This is a genomic window from Microbacterium sp. GCS4 (genome assembly GCF_001262495.1).
Classification (GTDB): Bacteria; Actinomycetota; Actinomycetes; order Actinomycetales; family Microbacteriaceae; genus Microbacterium.
The window spans coordinates 445,928-459,571 of record NZ_LGYE01000002.1 but is presented as its reverse complement, the minus strand read 5'-3'; the positions used below and the strand labels follow the sequence as shown (position 1 = coordinate 459,571).

At 71.8% G+C, this 13,644-nt stretch carries 13 protein-coding genes; 8 read left to right on the top strand and 5 right to left on the bottom strand.

What is annotated here, in order from left to right:
* Positions 1-4: 4 nt before the first annotated feature.
* Positions 5-4,669, top strand: a complete 4,665-nt coding sequence (locus tag AKH00_RS09375; protein ID WP_050722922.1) for an ATP-dependent helicase — start codon at positions 5-7, stop codon at positions 4,667-4,669.
* A gap of 195 nt (positions 4,670-4,864) precedes the next feature.
* Here AKH00_RS09375 and AKH00_RS09370 read toward each other — a convergent pair whose 3' ends face one another.
* Positions 4,865-5,599: a GntR family transcriptional regulator gene (locus AKH00_RS09370; RefSeq protein ID WP_050722447.1), complete on the bottom strand. Its 735-nt coding sequence runs from the start codon at positions 5,597-5,599 to the stop codon at positions 4,865-4,867.
* Positions 5,600-5,853: 254 nt separating this feature from the next.
* Between AKH00_RS09370 and AKH00_RS09365 the strand changes: the two genes are divergently transcribed.
* The 6 genes from AKH00_RS09365 (at position 5,854) to AKH00_RS09340 (ending at position 10,233) form a co-directional block, all read left to right on the top strand.
* Complete coding sequence (locus AKH00_RS09365; RefSeq protein ID WP_152926148.1) at positions 5,854-6,528, top strand: HAD family hydrolase; 675 nt, start codon at positions 5,854-5,856, stop codon at positions 6,526-6,528.
* A gap of 49 nt (positions 6,529-6,577) precedes the next feature.
* Positions 6,578-7,396 (top strand): EI24 domain-containing protein, encoded by an 819-nt coding sequence (locus tag AKH00_RS09360; protein WP_082297535.1) that lies wholly within the window; start codon positions 6,578-6,580, stop codon positions 7,394-7,396.
* Positions 7,396-8,169, top strand: coding sequence for a DNA-formamidopyrimidine glycosylase family protein (locus AKH00_RS09355; RefSeq protein WP_050722445.1), 774 nt, complete (start codon positions 7,396-7,398; stop codon positions 8,167-8,169). The genes AKH00_RS09360 and AKH00_RS09355 overlap by 1 nt, the downstream gene beginning before the upstream one ends.
* A 93-nt stretch (positions 8,170-8,262) precedes the next feature.
* Positions 8,263-8,670 carry a DapH/DapD/GlmU-related protein gene (locus AKH00_RS09350; protein ID WP_050722444.1) on the top strand — a complete coding sequence of 136 codons (408 nt, stop codon included), beginning with the start codon at positions 8,263-8,265 and terminating at the stop codon, positions 8,668-8,670.
* Positions 8,671-8,722: 52 nt separating this feature from the next.
* Positions 8,723-9,469 carry a LysR substrate-binding domain-containing protein gene (locus tag AKH00_RS09345; protein WP_050722443.1) on the top strand — a complete coding sequence of 249 codons (747 nt, stop codon included), beginning with the start codon at positions 8,723-8,725 and terminating at the stop codon, positions 9,467-9,469.
* Positions 9,470-9,513: 44 nt separating this feature from the next.
* Positions 9,514-10,233 carry a glutamine amidotransferase-related protein gene (locus AKH00_RS09340; RefSeq protein WP_050722920.1) on the top strand — a complete coding sequence of 240 codons (720 nt, stop codon included), beginning with the start codon at positions 9,514-9,516 and terminating at the stop codon, positions 10,231-10,233.
* A gap of 259 nt (positions 10,234-10,492) precedes the next feature.
* Here the strand turns inward: AKH00_RS09340 and AKH00_RS09335 are convergent, their stop codons facing one another.
* Positions 10,493-10,963, bottom strand: coding sequence for a hypothetical protein (locus AKH00_RS09335; RefSeq protein WP_050722442.1), 471 nt, complete (start codon positions 10,961-10,963; stop codon positions 10,493-10,495).
* A gap of 76 nt (positions 10,964-11,039) precedes the next feature.
* Between AKH00_RS09335 and purU the strand changes: the two genes are divergently transcribed.
* Positions 11,040-11,891 carry a formyltetrahydrofolate deformylase gene (gene purU / locus AKH00_RS09330; RefSeq protein WP_050722441.1) on the top strand — a complete coding sequence of 284 codons (852 nt, stop codon included), beginning with the start codon at positions 11,040-11,042 and terminating at the stop codon, positions 11,889-11,891.
* Positions 11,892-11,904: 13 nt separating this feature from the next.
* Here purU and AKH00_RS09325 read toward each other — a convergent pair whose 3' ends face one another.
* The 3 genes from AKH00_RS09325 to AKH00_RS09315 are packed head-to-tail and all read right to left on the bottom strand — an operon-like array spanning position 11,905 to position 13,643.
* Complete coding sequence (locus AKH00_RS09325; protein WP_050722440.1) at positions 11,905-12,306, bottom strand: type II toxin-antitoxin system VapC family toxin; 402 nt, start codon at positions 12,304-12,306, stop codon at positions 11,905-11,907.
* Positions 12,303-12,560: a type II toxin-antitoxin system Phd/YefM family antitoxin gene (locus AKH00_RS09320; protein ID WP_050722439.1), complete on the bottom strand. Its 258-nt coding sequence runs from the start codon at positions 12,558-12,560 to the stop codon at positions 12,303-12,305. The genes AKH00_RS09325 and AKH00_RS09320 overlap by 4 nt, the downstream gene beginning before the upstream one ends.
* A 36-nt stretch (positions 12,561-12,596) precedes the next feature.
* Positions 12,597-13,643, bottom strand: a complete 1,047-nt coding sequence (locus tag AKH00_RS09315; RefSeq protein WP_050722438.1) for an NAD(P)H-dependent flavin oxidoreductase — start codon at positions 13,641-13,643, stop codon at positions 12,597-12,599.
* Position 13,644: the final 1 nt, after the last annotated feature.

The following is a 13,644-nucleotide window of genomic DNA, read 5'->3' as shown; positions in this document are numbered from 1 at the left end:
AGGGATGGGTGACGTCCTCGAGCGCTTCACCCCGGCCACGCAGGACTGGTTCCGGGGGGCGTTCACCGCACCCACGCCCGCGCAGGCCGGCGCGTGGGAGGCGATCTCGCAGGGCAAGCACGCGCTCGTGGTCGCTCCGACCGGATCGGGTAAGACGCTCTCGGCTTTTCTCTGGGCGATCGACAGCGTGTTCCGCGAGCGCATCGCAGCGGGAGCCGTTGCAGGAGACAAGGAGAAGAAGGCGAAGAAGGATGCCGAGGCGTCGCGCACCCGCATCCTCTACATCTCCCCGCTCAAGGCGTTGGGCGTCGACGTCGAGCGCAACCTGCGTTCCCCGTTGATCGGGATCGGTCAGTCCGCCCGGCGGCTGGACATGCCGGCACCGGCGGTGACGGTCGGGGTCCGCTCGGGCGACACGACGTCGAGCGACCGGCGCAAGCTCGTCTCCGATCCGCCCGACATCCTCATCACGACGCCCGAGTCGCTGTACCTCATGCTCACGAGCCGCGCGGGCGAGACCCTGCGGGACGTGCACACCGTCATCATCGACGAGGTGCACGCGGTCGCGGCGACCAAGCGCGGAGCGCACCTCGCGGTGAGCCTCGAACGCCTCGACGCGCTGCGCGCAGCGCACGGACATGACGAGCCGGCGCAGCGCATCGGCCTGTCGGCGACCGTGCGGCCGATCGACGAGGTCGCGCGCTTCCTCGGCGGCGCGGCACCCGTCGAGATCGTCGCCCCACCCGCCTCGAAGACGTTCGAGCTCGGGGTGGTCGTGCCGATGGACGACATGACCAACCCGCCCCCGCCGCCCGGGGCCTCCACCACGACCGCCGACGAGGACGCCGCCGAGTACACCGAGGTCACGGGCTCGGTGTGGCCGCACGTGGAGGAGGCGATCGTCGACCGCATCCTGCAGAACAAGTCCACGATCGTGTTCTCGAACTCCCGCCGGCTCGCCGAGCGACTGACCGGGCGGCTCAACGAGATCTACTCCGAGCGCATCGGCGTGCCTCTCCCCGACGCGACCGTGCCGGCGTCGATGATGGCGCAGGCCGGGGCCACGGCGGGCGCCGATCCCGTGCTCGCGAAAGCCCACCACGGCTCGGTGTCGAAGGAGCAGCGCGCGCAGGTCGAGGAGGAGCTGAAGTCCGGGGTCCTCCGCTGCGTGGTCGCGACGAGCAGCCTCGAGCTCGGCATCGACATGGGCGCGGTCGACCTCGTGATCCAGGTCGAGGCCCCGCCCTCAGCCGCCTCAGGCCTGCAGCGTGTGGGACGGGCGGGCCACCAGGTCGGCGAGATCAGCCGCGCCGCGCTGTTCCCCAAGCACCGCGGCGACGTGCTGCACACCGCGATCGTGACGGAGCGGATGCTGGCGGGCAAGATCGAGGCGATCCAGGTGCCCCGCAACCCGCTCGATATCCTGGCCCAGCAGACGGTCGCGGCGAGCGCCCTCGGGGCGATCAGCGTCGAGGAGTGGTTCGAGACCGTGCGCCGGTCCGCGCCGTTCCAGTCGCTCCCCCGTTCGGCGTACGAGGCGACGCTCGACCTCCTCGCCGGGCGCTTCCCCTCCGACGAGTTCGCCGAGCTGCGCCCTCGGCTCGTGTGGGATCGGGATGCCGGAACGCTGACGGGCCGGCCCGGCGCGCAGCGCATCGCAGTCACGAGCGGTGGCACCATTCCCGACCGCGGGCTGTTCGGCGTCTTCGTCGCAGGAGAGTCCACGGGCGCGCGGGTCGGCGAGCTCGACGAGGAGATGGTCTACGAGTCCCGGGTGGGAGACGTGTTCACGCTCGGCACGACCAGCTGGCGCATCGCCGAGATCACCCACGATCGTGTCAACGTGATCCCCGCCTATGGACAGCCGGGCAAGGTGCCGTTCTGGCACGGCGACGGCATCGGCCGTCCGTTCGAACTGGGCGAGGCGCTCGGGAAGTTCTCCCGCGAGGTGTCGTCGGCCGCCCCGGAGAAGGCAGCGCAGCGGCTGATCGAGGCCGGTCTCGACGAGCAGGCCAGGGCGAACCTCATGGCCCATCTGACGGAACAGCGGGAGGCCACGGGCACGCTTCCGACGGATCGCTCGCTCACGGTCGAGCGGGGTCACGACGAGGTCGGCGACTGGCGCGTGATCCTGCATTCCCCGTACGGCATGAAAGTGCATGCGCCGTGGGCGCTCGCGATCAACGCCCGAGTGCGGGAGCGCCTGGGCGTCGAGGGATCGGCGGTCGCGAGCGACGACGGCATCATCGTCCGCCTGCCGGATGCGGAGTCCGAGCCGCCCGGAGCCGAGCTCTTCGTGTTCGACCCCGACGAGCTCGAGCAGCTCGTCACGCAGGAGGTCGGCGGCTCCGCGCTCTTCGCCTCCCGGTTCCGGGAGTGCGCCGCGCGAGCGCTGCTCATGCCCCGCACCAACCCGAACCGTCGAACCCCGCTGTGGCAGCAGCGGCAACGCTCGGCGCAGCTGCTCGAGGTGGCACGACGGCATCCGACGTTCCCGGTGATCCTGGAGACCCTGCGCGAGGTACTGCAGGACGTCTACGACCTGCCGTCGCTGCGGCGGCTCGCGACCTCGATCGCCGATCGTCGCATCCGGCTCGTCGAGACCCAGCCCTCGCAGCCGTCGCCCTACGCTCGCGACCTGCTGTTCGGCTACGTTGGCGCGTTCATGTACGAGGGCGACTCGCCGCTGGCCGAGCGTCGCGCCGCCGCGCTCTCGGTCGACCCGGCGCTGCTCGGCGAGCTGCTCGGCACGGTCGAGCTGCGCGAACTGCTCGACCCCGCGGTGATCGCGCAGTTCGAACGCGAGGTGCAGCGGCTCGACCCCGAACGGCGGGCGCGAGGGCTCGAGGGGGTGGCGGACCTCCTGCGCGTGCTCGGCCCGCTGGACGCCGCGGAGGTGGCCCTGCGCCTGGAGCGTGCGCCCGAGACGACGACAGACACCGCGCTCGACACCGCGACGGACGCCGACACCGGTGCGATGGTCGAGGCCGCCGCGGCCCATCTCGACGCGCTCGTCGCCGCGCGACGCGCGATCCCCGTGACCATCGCCGGCACCACGCGCATCGCCGCGATCGAAGACGCCGGACGTCTGCGCGATGCACTCGGAGCCGCGCTGCCCACCGGCATCCCGGTCGCGTTCCTCGAGCCGATGGCCGATCCGCTGGGCGACCTCGTGGCGCGCTACGCGCGCACGCACGGTCCGTTCACGACCGACGCCCTCGCCTCGCGGCTCGGCATCGGCGCCGCAGTGGCCCGGCACACACTGCAACGCCTCGAGCACTCCGGCCGGCTGACGAGCGGGTACTTCCTGCCGGAGGCCTCGGGGTCGGGCAGCGAGACCGAGTGGTGCGACACCGAGGTGCTGCGGCGGCTGCGGATGCGGTCGCTCGCAGCCATCCGCGGCAGCGTCGAGCCCGTCTCTCCTGAGGCGTATGCGCGGTTCCTGCCCGACTGGCAGCACCTGCATCGCCCGCTGGAGGGCATCGACGGCGTGCTCACGGTCATCGAGCAGTTCGCGGGCGTGCCGATCCCCGCGAGCGCCTGGGAATCGCTCGTGCTTCCGTCGCGGGTGCGCGACTACTCCCCCGCGCTGCTCGACGAGCTCACGGCCGCCGGTGAGGTCATCTGGTCGGGACACGGCACCCTGCCCGGCCGCGACGGGTGGGTCTCGCTGCATCCTGCCGACCTCGCGCCCTTCACCCTGCCCGAACCCGACTCGGCGATCGCCGCAGACTCGCTCGAGGCCCGCGTGCTGGAGGCGCTCGGCGCGGGAGGGGCGTACTTCGCCGCTCAGCTCCGCGACATGACCGGCGCCGAGAACGAGCAGTCCGTGCTCGAAGCACTCTGGAACCTCACCTGGGCCGGGCGCGTCACGAACGACACGTTCGCCCCCATCCGCTCCCTGCTCGCCGGAGGGTCGCAGGCGCACCGCGTCACCCGCCGCGCTCCGCGCACCCGGGCGTACCGGGGCATGTCGCTCGCCCGTCCCACACCCCGCCCCTCCTCCGTCGGCGGGCGCTGGGCGCTGCTTCCCGGCATCGAGACGGATGCCGCGCGCCGCGCGACCGTCACTGCAGGCCTGCTGCTCGACCGCTACGGCGTCGTGACCCGCGGCGCCGTGCAGTCCGAAGGCGTTCCCGGCGGCTTCGCGCAGGCGTACCGCGTGCTCGCGGGTTTCGAGGAGGCCGGTCACTGCCGTCGCGGCTACGTGATCGAGAAGCTCGGCGCCGCACAGTTCGCGGCCTCCGCCACCGTCGACCGCCTCCGCACCTTCGCGGGCCTCGCCGATCCGCCGCCCCGGCTCGCCGTCACGCTCGCAGCCACCGACCCGGCGAACCCCTATGGCGCGGCTCTGGCCTGGCCGCGCCGCGACGACGTCTCACACCGGCCCGGACGCAAGGCCGGTGGCCTCGTCGTACTCGTCGACGGCACGCTCGTGCTGTACCTGGAACGCGGCGGACGCACCGTGCTCTGCTTCACCGACGACAGCGAGGTGTTGCGCGCGGCCGCCGCCGACCTCGTCGCCACCTCCCGCGCCCGTCGCCTCGACACGCTCACGGTCGAGAAGGTCAACGGAGAAGGTGTCTACGGCACCGAGCTCGCGACCGCGCTGCAGGAGGCCGGGTTCGTGGCGACCCCGCGCGGCTACACGCTCCGCAAAGCGATCTGAGGGACTCCCCGCAAGGCGATCTGAGGGACTCCCCGCACAGCGATCTGAGGAACTCCCCACAACGCGATCTGCGAGACTCCGAGGCCTCGGGATCCTCCCCGCGCCTACAGCCCCCCGACCTCACCCACCGCGACCTCACAGGCCCGCGAGCTCACCCACCGCGACGTCACCGACCGCGACGCCACCCGCCCGCTGTCACCCCGTCTGCCGGGTGAGTGACATGCCCTGCAGCGACGACTGCACCTGGAACGACATCACATCGGGCAGGTAGCGATCGTCGCCCGCCTCGATCGCCCGCCCGTCCGCGGCGTAGCTGACCCGATTCACGCGCAGCAGCGGGCTCGATCGCCGCACGTCGAGCAGACGGGCGTCCTCGCTGGGGGCGGCGATCGCATCGATCGTGTGCTCGCCGTGCACCATGCGCACGCCCCGCTCTTCGAGGGCGCCGACGACCGAGGGCTCCTCGGGCGACAGATCCTCGACGAGCGGCGCGATCCACGACGGGTACGCGGTGCGCTCGAGCATCACGACCCGTCCGTTCAGCATCCGCAGGCGCACGACCTCGAGCACGTCGCCGATGCCGTGCCCACCGCGGAACCGCCGGACCTCGTGCGCGGTGGCCGCACGTCTCCGCTGCTCGACGACCCGTCCGCCCGGTTCCATGCCCCGGCTCCGCGCCCACTGCGCGAACGAGCGCATCTCCGAGAAGCGCTGGCTCAACCCGGTCGTGCGCACGAGCCACCCGGACCCGCGTCGTGGGGCGATCGCGCCCTGCCTCGCCATGAGCACCAGCGCGTTGCGCACGGTCCCTCGCGACACCTCGTAGGTCACGGCGAGCTGCGCCTCTGCGGGCAGCATCCCGGTGGCGTCGAATGCGCCGTCGGCGATCTGCACGGTGAGGTCGCGGGCGATCTCCCGGTACCGGTGCACGACTTCTCCTCTCACGGCGCCGGGTCGGATGCGGGCCGGCGCGCTCGGTCCGCGGTCAGCGTAGCCCCGTGGCGGCGCGCGGATCCGCCTGCGCGACAGCATCCTGCACACCTGCACGCACCTGTCCGCGGAGTTTCCCCCGGCGTTCTCCTCGCGTTCACCCGCCGTTCCCGCTCAGTCCGGGCGGCGTCCTCCTGCCCCCGCGGAGATGGGGGCAGCGGTCCGTGGAGATCGACGCGACCGGAGGGCGACCCATGACACACGATCCCGCGCCCCGATGGGGCGTCCTGAGCGACATGGACGGCACACTCCTCGACACCGAGAGCACGTGGCTGCGCGTTATCGAACGCTTCGTGAGCGACCACGATGGAGCGGATGCCGTGGGCCTGGCCGCCGCCTCCGAGGGTCTCGACCTCGATCGTGCCGCTGCACTGCTGAGCGAGCGCCTGGACCTCCGCGAGCCGCAGTCCGCGATCGCTCTCGACCTGGACCGTCGGGCTCTCGCGGCCTACGCCGAATCGGTCACGTGGCGGCCGGGAGCTCCCGCCCTTCTGCGCGCGCTGACGGAGGCCGAGGTGCCGCTCGCACTCGTGACATCGTCGCCGCGGCACTGGGTCGATCGCTTCGCGGAGAGCGTCGATCTGTCGGCGTTCCGGGTGTCGATCACGGCCGACGACTCCGTCCGCACGAAGCCGGCCCCGGATCCCTATCTCGACGGCGCTGCCGCTCTGGGCCTCGACGCCGGGCGCTGCGTCGTGCTCGAGGACTCCCAGGTCGGTGCGTGGTCGGCCGTGTCGGCAGGCTGCACGACCGTCGTGGTCGGCGACCCCGCCCGGAGCCTCCCACCCGGGGTCCACCGGGTCTCGTCACTGGAGCACGTGGATGTGCGGATGCTGCAGACGATCGTCGAGCGCTCCGCGGCGTCCTGAGCGCGAGGTGCCCCCGCCGGGTGTCGGAGCCGTCTCCTAGGCTGGACGCATGATCCGCGAGTTCGGTGAGGGCGTCCGCATGCTGCTGCGCGGCTTCGGCACGTGGCGCTCCCGTCCTCGCCTCATGGCGCTCGGCCTCGTGCCTGCGGTCATCGCCGCCCTGCTGCTGCTCGCGGCGCTGATCCCCCTGGCGCTCTCGCTCGGCACGATCGCCGACGCACTCACCCCGTTCGCCGACGGCTGGGTCGAGCCCTGGCGCGGCCTGTTCCGCGGGGTCGTCGGCATCGTGCTCTTCGCCGCGGCCCTCGCTCTGGCGAGCACGGTGTTCAGCGCCCTCGCGCTCGCGATCGGAGACCCCTTCTATCAGCGCATCTGGCGTGCGGTGGAGGCCGATCTGGGCGATGCGCCCTCCGCCGACGGCGGCGGTTTCTGGACGGCGCTCGGCGAGGGCATCCGGCTCGTGCTGCTCGGCGTCCTCGTGGCGATCGTCGTGCTGCTCCTCGGTTTCGTGCCGCTCGTCGGCGGACTCCTCGGCCCGGTGGTGGGTGTCACCCTCACCGGACGCCTGCTGGCGCGCGAGCTCTCCGCCCGGGCGTTCGACGCCCGCGAGCTGTCGCCCGCCGATCGCGCCGCGCTGTTCCGCGGCAGTCGCGCGCGGGTGCTGGGCTTCGGGGTCGCGACGCAGCTCTGCTTCCTGATCCCCGGGGGTGCGGTCGCCGTGATGCCCGCCGCGGTCGCCGGCTCGACGATCCTCGCCCGAACGATGCTGCAGCGCACCGCTCTCACTCCGCCGCCGCCCGCGCGGGACGCCACGGCCGCGCCGTTCCCGCCGCCCGCCGGGCCCTCCTCCGGCACGGGAGCCGTCTGATGCCCGAGGGCGACACCGTCTTCCGCACCGCCCGACGCCTGGAGGATGCGCTCGTCGGATCGGAGGTCACGCGCTTCGACCTCCGGGTGCCTCAGGCGGCGACCGTCGATCTCACGGGTCAACCCGTCGTCTCCTCGGGCGCCCGGGGCAAGCATCTGCTGCTGCGGATCGGCGACAGCACACTGCATTCCCATCTGCGCATGGACGGTGCGTGGCTCGTGTACCGACCGGGCGAGAAGTGGCGGCATCCGGCCTTCAAGGTCCGCGCGATCGTCGGCACGGCGCAGCGCGAAGCCGTGGGCATCGACCTCGCCGAGATCGAGGTCGTGCCGACGCGCGACGAGCAGCAGCTGATCGGCCATCTGGGTCCCGATCCACTCGCACCCGACTGGGATGCGGCCGAAGCGGTGCGGCGACTGAGCGCCGACACCCGCAGCATCCACGTCGCGCTCCTCGACCAGCGCAACGTCGCCGGGTTCGGCAACGAGTACGCGGCGGAGCTGCTGTTCCTGAGGGGCGTGCTGCCCACGACGCCGACTCCCGAGGTCGACGTCGCGGCGCTCATCGAGCTCGGGGTGCGCACGATACGCGCGAACCGCGACCGTCGTCATCGCACCTTCACGGGTGTCGACCGGCCAGGCCAGGGCACCTGGGTGTACGGCCGCTCCGGCCGCCCCTGCCGACGCTGCAGCACCCTCATCCGCCGCGGCGAGCTGGGCGCCGACCCGACGCGCGAGCGCGTGACCTTCTGGTGCCCGGTCTGCCAGCGCTGACGCGACACATCCGTCCCATCCATTCCGGGGAATGAATCCGAACTACTCATGGTTGTTCATATATCCGGGAGACTCCGGAGCACGGGAGGAATCGTGGGCAAGAACTACGTCGACATCGAGAACGACCGAGGCGACACGCTGCGCTACCGCAAGCACGCCAACGGTCGGGGTCTCGTCGCGCACGGCGCGAAGGTCCATCCGAAGGCGCACATCGAAGCGGGCGCTTACATCGAACCCGGCGCGCGCGTCGGCGCCGGGGCCTCGATCGCCCGCGGCGCGTGGATCGAACCGGATGCCGTGATCGGCGAGGGCGCGTTCATCGACGCGCACGCACACATCGGCGAGGGCGCGGCCGTGGGAGACCACGCGCACATCGGCGTCCGCACCGAGGTCGGGGCCGGGGCACGCATCGTGCGCGGCGCGCGGATCGGCGACGACGAGACGGTGGCGGCCGGTCTGACCATCGCCACGACGCCGAAGGGCCTGTGGCTCGCGGCGTGATCGGGTGACGGTCAGCGCCGCCTGGAGCCGCGCGGCGGGTAGCCTGGAGCGCATGGCGACCCAGGGACGACGACCGGCGCGCGGCGGGGGCAAGGGGTCTGGAAGAGGCACGCCCGCGCGGCGCAGCAAGGCCGCGCCGGCGCAGCGGTTCCCCCCGCCCAAGCCGCCGCGCAAGACCGCGGATGTCGTGTTCGACGCGCCCGCACCCGAAGAGCCCCGCATGTTCCGGCTCGGAGCCGTCCCCGGGGCGACCCCCGGCAAGTGGATCGACGCCTGGAAGCAGCGGATGCCGCACGTGCCGCTCGAACTCGTCCCGATCGAGGTCGTGGGGCAGCGAATCGCGCTCGACGACCTCGACGCCGCGCTCGTGCGCCTTCCCCTCACGGATGACGACCTGCACATCATCGCGCTCTACGAGGAGGTGCCCGTCGTCGTCGCCTCGATCGAGTCGCATCTGCTCGCCGCAGAGGAGCTGACGATCGCCGATCTCGCGGGCGAGGTCGTGATCGCGCTGACCGATGATGCACTCGTCCCCTTCGACATCCCGGATGCCGTCGCACCGCGCTTCTCCGCGATGACGACCGCGGACGCGATCGCGACCGCCGCCACGGGCACGGGCGTCGCGATCGTCCCCATGTCCCTCGCGCGCCTGCACCACCGCAAGGACGTCGAGCACCGGCCCCTCGCCGACGGTCCGACGTCGACCGTGGCCCTTGCCTGGCTGCGCGACCGGACCACGCCGGACGTCGAGACGTTCGTGGGGATCGTGCGCGGCCGCACGGCCAACTCCTCCCGGTGAGGCCCGCGTCGGGCGGGGCCCCTCGCGCTCGTTAGACTCGCGTGGTGGTCTCGCTTCTCTACGTCTGCGTGCGCCCCGAGCTGGGGGCGGCGGATGCCGAGCACGCCTCGTTCCGGCGGGCGCTCGGCGCGGACGTCGTCGATCGGCTCGACCTCCTCTCGCAGCGTCTCGACACCGTCGATCTGAGCCGCTACCGCGGCGTCGTGGTGGGCGGCTCGCCGTTCAACGTGAGCGATGCGCACAAGTCCGCCGAGCAGCAGCGGGTGGAGGCCGACCTCGAGACTCTCGCCCGGCTCGCGATCGACCGGCGCATCGCGGTGTTCTTCACGTGCTTCAGCATCGGCGTCGTGACACGGATGCTGGGCGGCGAGGTCACGACCACCACACCCGAACCCGCGAGCGCGACCGTGATCGAGACGACCGAGGCGGGTTCTGCCGACCCGGTCTTCGGCCCCAGCGCGCCGGCGCTCACGGTCTTCACGGCGCACAAGGAATCCGCGGCGGCTCTGCCCGACGGCGCCGTGCTGCTCGCGACGAACGCCGCGTGCCCGGTGCAGGCCTACCGCGTGGGCACGCACCTGTACACGGCGCAGTTCCACCCGGAGCCGACGCCGCGGGACTTCGCCGACCGCATGACGTTCTACCGCACGACCGGGTACTTCGACCCGGAGGAGTTCGACCTCGTGCAGGGCCAGGTGCTCGCGGCCTCCGTCACGGAGGGCGCCGCGCTGCTGCGACGCTTCGCGGAGACGTTCGCCGGGTGACATCGAGGGTGGCGCCGGGGTGTTTCGTCTCGTCGCTCCGCTCCTCGCTCAACGACCGGGAACACTCCGCTCCTCGCTCAACGACCGGGAACGCTCCGCTCCTCGCTCAACGACCGGGAACGCTCCGCTCCTCGCTCAACGACCGGGAACGCTCCGCTCCTCGCTCAACGACCGGGAACGCTCCGCTCCTCGCTCAACGACCGGGGGGATCGCTGGTCGTTGAGCGAGCGCAGCGAGACGAAACGCAGCGACGCGGCGCTCAGCCCCGCAGGAGCTCCACCCGCTCGCGCAGGTAGGTCTCGAGCGGCATCCATCCACCGGCTGTGCTCCAGCGCACCGAGGGCACGCCGTCGACGACTGCGAGCGGACCGGATGCTCCGCCGGCATCCACCGCGTCCACGTCGATCACCGTCCACCCCACGTGCGCGACCTCGCCCTCGTCGAACCCGCCGCGCAGGGCGAGCGCCCGACGCGCGGCTCGTTCGCGCGCGGACTCGGCCGTGTAGCCGCGTCGACCCGGGTCGGCGGCGCGCAGCACCTCGGCCGTCGCGAGCGCGTGCGTGTCGGTGAGCAACAGCACGCCGAGGTGCCAGACCCGGCCGATCTTCACGATGCGGTGACCGCGCCAGCGCGATTCCCGCTCCTCCCCGAGCCCTTCGGTCGGGGCGCCGTGCAGAGCTGCACGCGCCTCGGCCAGCAGCTGCGAGGCGAGGGGTGCGGGCGTCTCCATCCCTCCAGGGTAGGGCGGCGATTCGCCCGGGGGTCTCATCCACGGCAGAATCGATGCACACCCCGAGGAGTCCTCCATGCCCCAGCCCGACACCGCCCGCCTGCTGATCGCCTGCGACGACCAGCCCGGCATCGTCGCCGCCGTCGCCGGCGTACTCGCACAGCACGGCGCGAACATCATCTCGCTCGACCAGCACTCGACGGACTCCGAGGGCGGACGCTTCTTCCAGCGCACCGTCATCCACCTGCCCGGTCTCGCCGCGGCCCGCACCGCGCTCGAAGCCGATCTCGAGCGGGTCGCCGAGCGCTTCGGCATGGAGTGGTCGCTGCACGACACCGCCCGCCGCAAGCGCGTCGCGATCTTCGTGTCGAAGTACGACCACTGCCTCATGGAGCTGCTGTGGCGCACGCAGCGCGGTCAGCTCGACATCGACGTGACGATGGTCGTCTCGAACCACCCCGACCTCGCGGAGGCCGTGCGCTCGTTCGGTGTGCCGTTCGTGCACATCCCCTCGGGCGACAAGGAGTCCATGGAGCAGCGCCAGCTGGAGCTGCTGCGCGGCAACGTCGACCTCGTGGTGCTCGCGCGCTACATGCAGATCCTCACGGACGACTTCATCGAGCGCCTCGAGGCCCCGGTGATCAACATCCACCATTCGTTCCTGCCGGCGTTCATCGGCGCGAACCCCTATGCGCGCGCCAAGGAGCGGGGCGTCAAGCTCATCGGAGCCACGGCGCACTACGCGACGGCCGACCTCGACGAGGGGCCGATCATCGAGCAGGACGTCACGCGCGTCACGCACTCCGAGTCGGCCGCCGAGCTGCAGCGCCGCGGCGCCGATGTGGAGCGTCTCGTGCTCGCGCGCGCCGTGCAGTGGCACGCGGAGGATCGCGTGATCGTGCACGGCCGCTCGACCGTCATCCTCTAGCGACGGAGAGCCTTCAGCCCGAACCGGCGTCGTCGATCACGTCGACGGCGAGACCGTGCGATGCGGATGCGAGCCTTCGGTCGTTCGTCCAGAACTCCGTGCATCCCGAGAGCTGCGCTGCGGCAAGATGCAGGGCGTCCGGCGTCTTGACCCCGAAGTCCGCGCGGAGCTCAGCGGCACGCACGAAGACTGCGGTGTCGAGGGGGATGCTCTCGAGGTGATCGAAGAGCGCCAGATATCGATCCCGCACCTCGAGGTTCCTCTCCCGGATCAGGAGCATGAGGCACTCCTGCAGCGCGAGCGGACTCGACGCCACCGTCTCGTCGATGCTTCGAAGCCGTCGGCGAACGGCATCGCCGCGGGGCCCTGCGTCCTCGAGCGCGTAGATCAGGATGCAGGAGTCGAGATAGATCATTCCCAGGCGTCCCGGTTCTCGGCGACCTGCGCGTCGATCTCGCGTGCGAGGCGCGAGAGCCGCGGGGGGAGCGGTGAACTCTCGATCCATTCCACGAGCAGTCGTCCGCTCTGAACCATGTCGACGGGTCCGACGGGCACGAGCCGGGCAACCGGAGTGCCGCGCCGGGTGATGACGACGTCCTCACCGCTCTGCGACTCCACGATCAAGCGTGAGAGGTTGTTCCGCGCATCCAGGACGTTATGGGTCGACATATGTGCATTCCAGCCAGATGCCTAGCCAGGTGGGCATCAGTTCTCTCCCGGTACCCCCGCCCGCAGCTCTGCGAAGGCCTCGGATGCCGTGCGGGCGTGGGCGAGCGGCGCGCCCTGGCCCATCCACAGCGACTGCAGCTCGCCGAGACCCTGGTCGTTCGCGACGGCGCGGAACCTCCCGGTGAGCCAGTTCTGCATGGGGAACGGCGCGATCGTGCCGCTCGCCTCGATCGCCCGCACGGCGCGATTGCGCGCTCCGCGGGCGAGACGTCCGCTCATGGCCCGGGTGAGCACGGTCTCGTCGGCGGCGGTGGAGTGGATCGCCTCGCGGTGGGCATCGGTCGTGGCCGACTCGGCGGTCGCGAGGAAGGCTGTGCCGACCTGCACGGCCGAGGCTCCGAGCGCGAACGCCGCCGCGACTCCGCGCCGATCCGCGATTCCGCCCGCCGCGATCACGGGCACGTCGACCGCGTCGACGACCTGCGGCACGAGCGCCAGGGTGCCGATGAGGGAGTCTTCGGCAGGGCGCAGGAACGAGACACGGTGCCCTCCTGCCTCCAGACCGGTGGCGACGACGGCATCCACTCCCGCTTCGGCCAGCGCGACCGCCTCGGCGACCGTCGTCGCGGTGCCGACCACGCGGATGCCGCGGCGTCGCGCCTCGTCGATCATCTCGTCGGTGGGCACGCCGAACACGACGCTGAGCACGGGCGGTGCCGACTCCCAGATCGCATCGAGTTGCTCGTCGAGCGACGGAAGATACTGATCGGGGCGCCCGGGGACGTCGAGTCCGACCGCCTCGTAGAAGGGCTGCAGCGCCTGCGCGAACACGGCGTGCTGGGCGTTCGGCTCCACCTCGTCGCCGGTCGGCAGCCAGATGTTCACGGCGAACGGGCGCGCTGTGGCCTCACGCAGCGCCGCGACGGTGGAGCGGATGCGGGCGCCGTCGAACCCGTACAGCCCGAAGCCGCCGAGCCCGCCGGCATCGCTCACGGCCGCCGTCAGCGCGACCGAGGAGAGCCCGCCGAACGGGCCGAGGACGATCGGATGCTCGATGCCGAACAGGCGGCGCAGATCACTCATG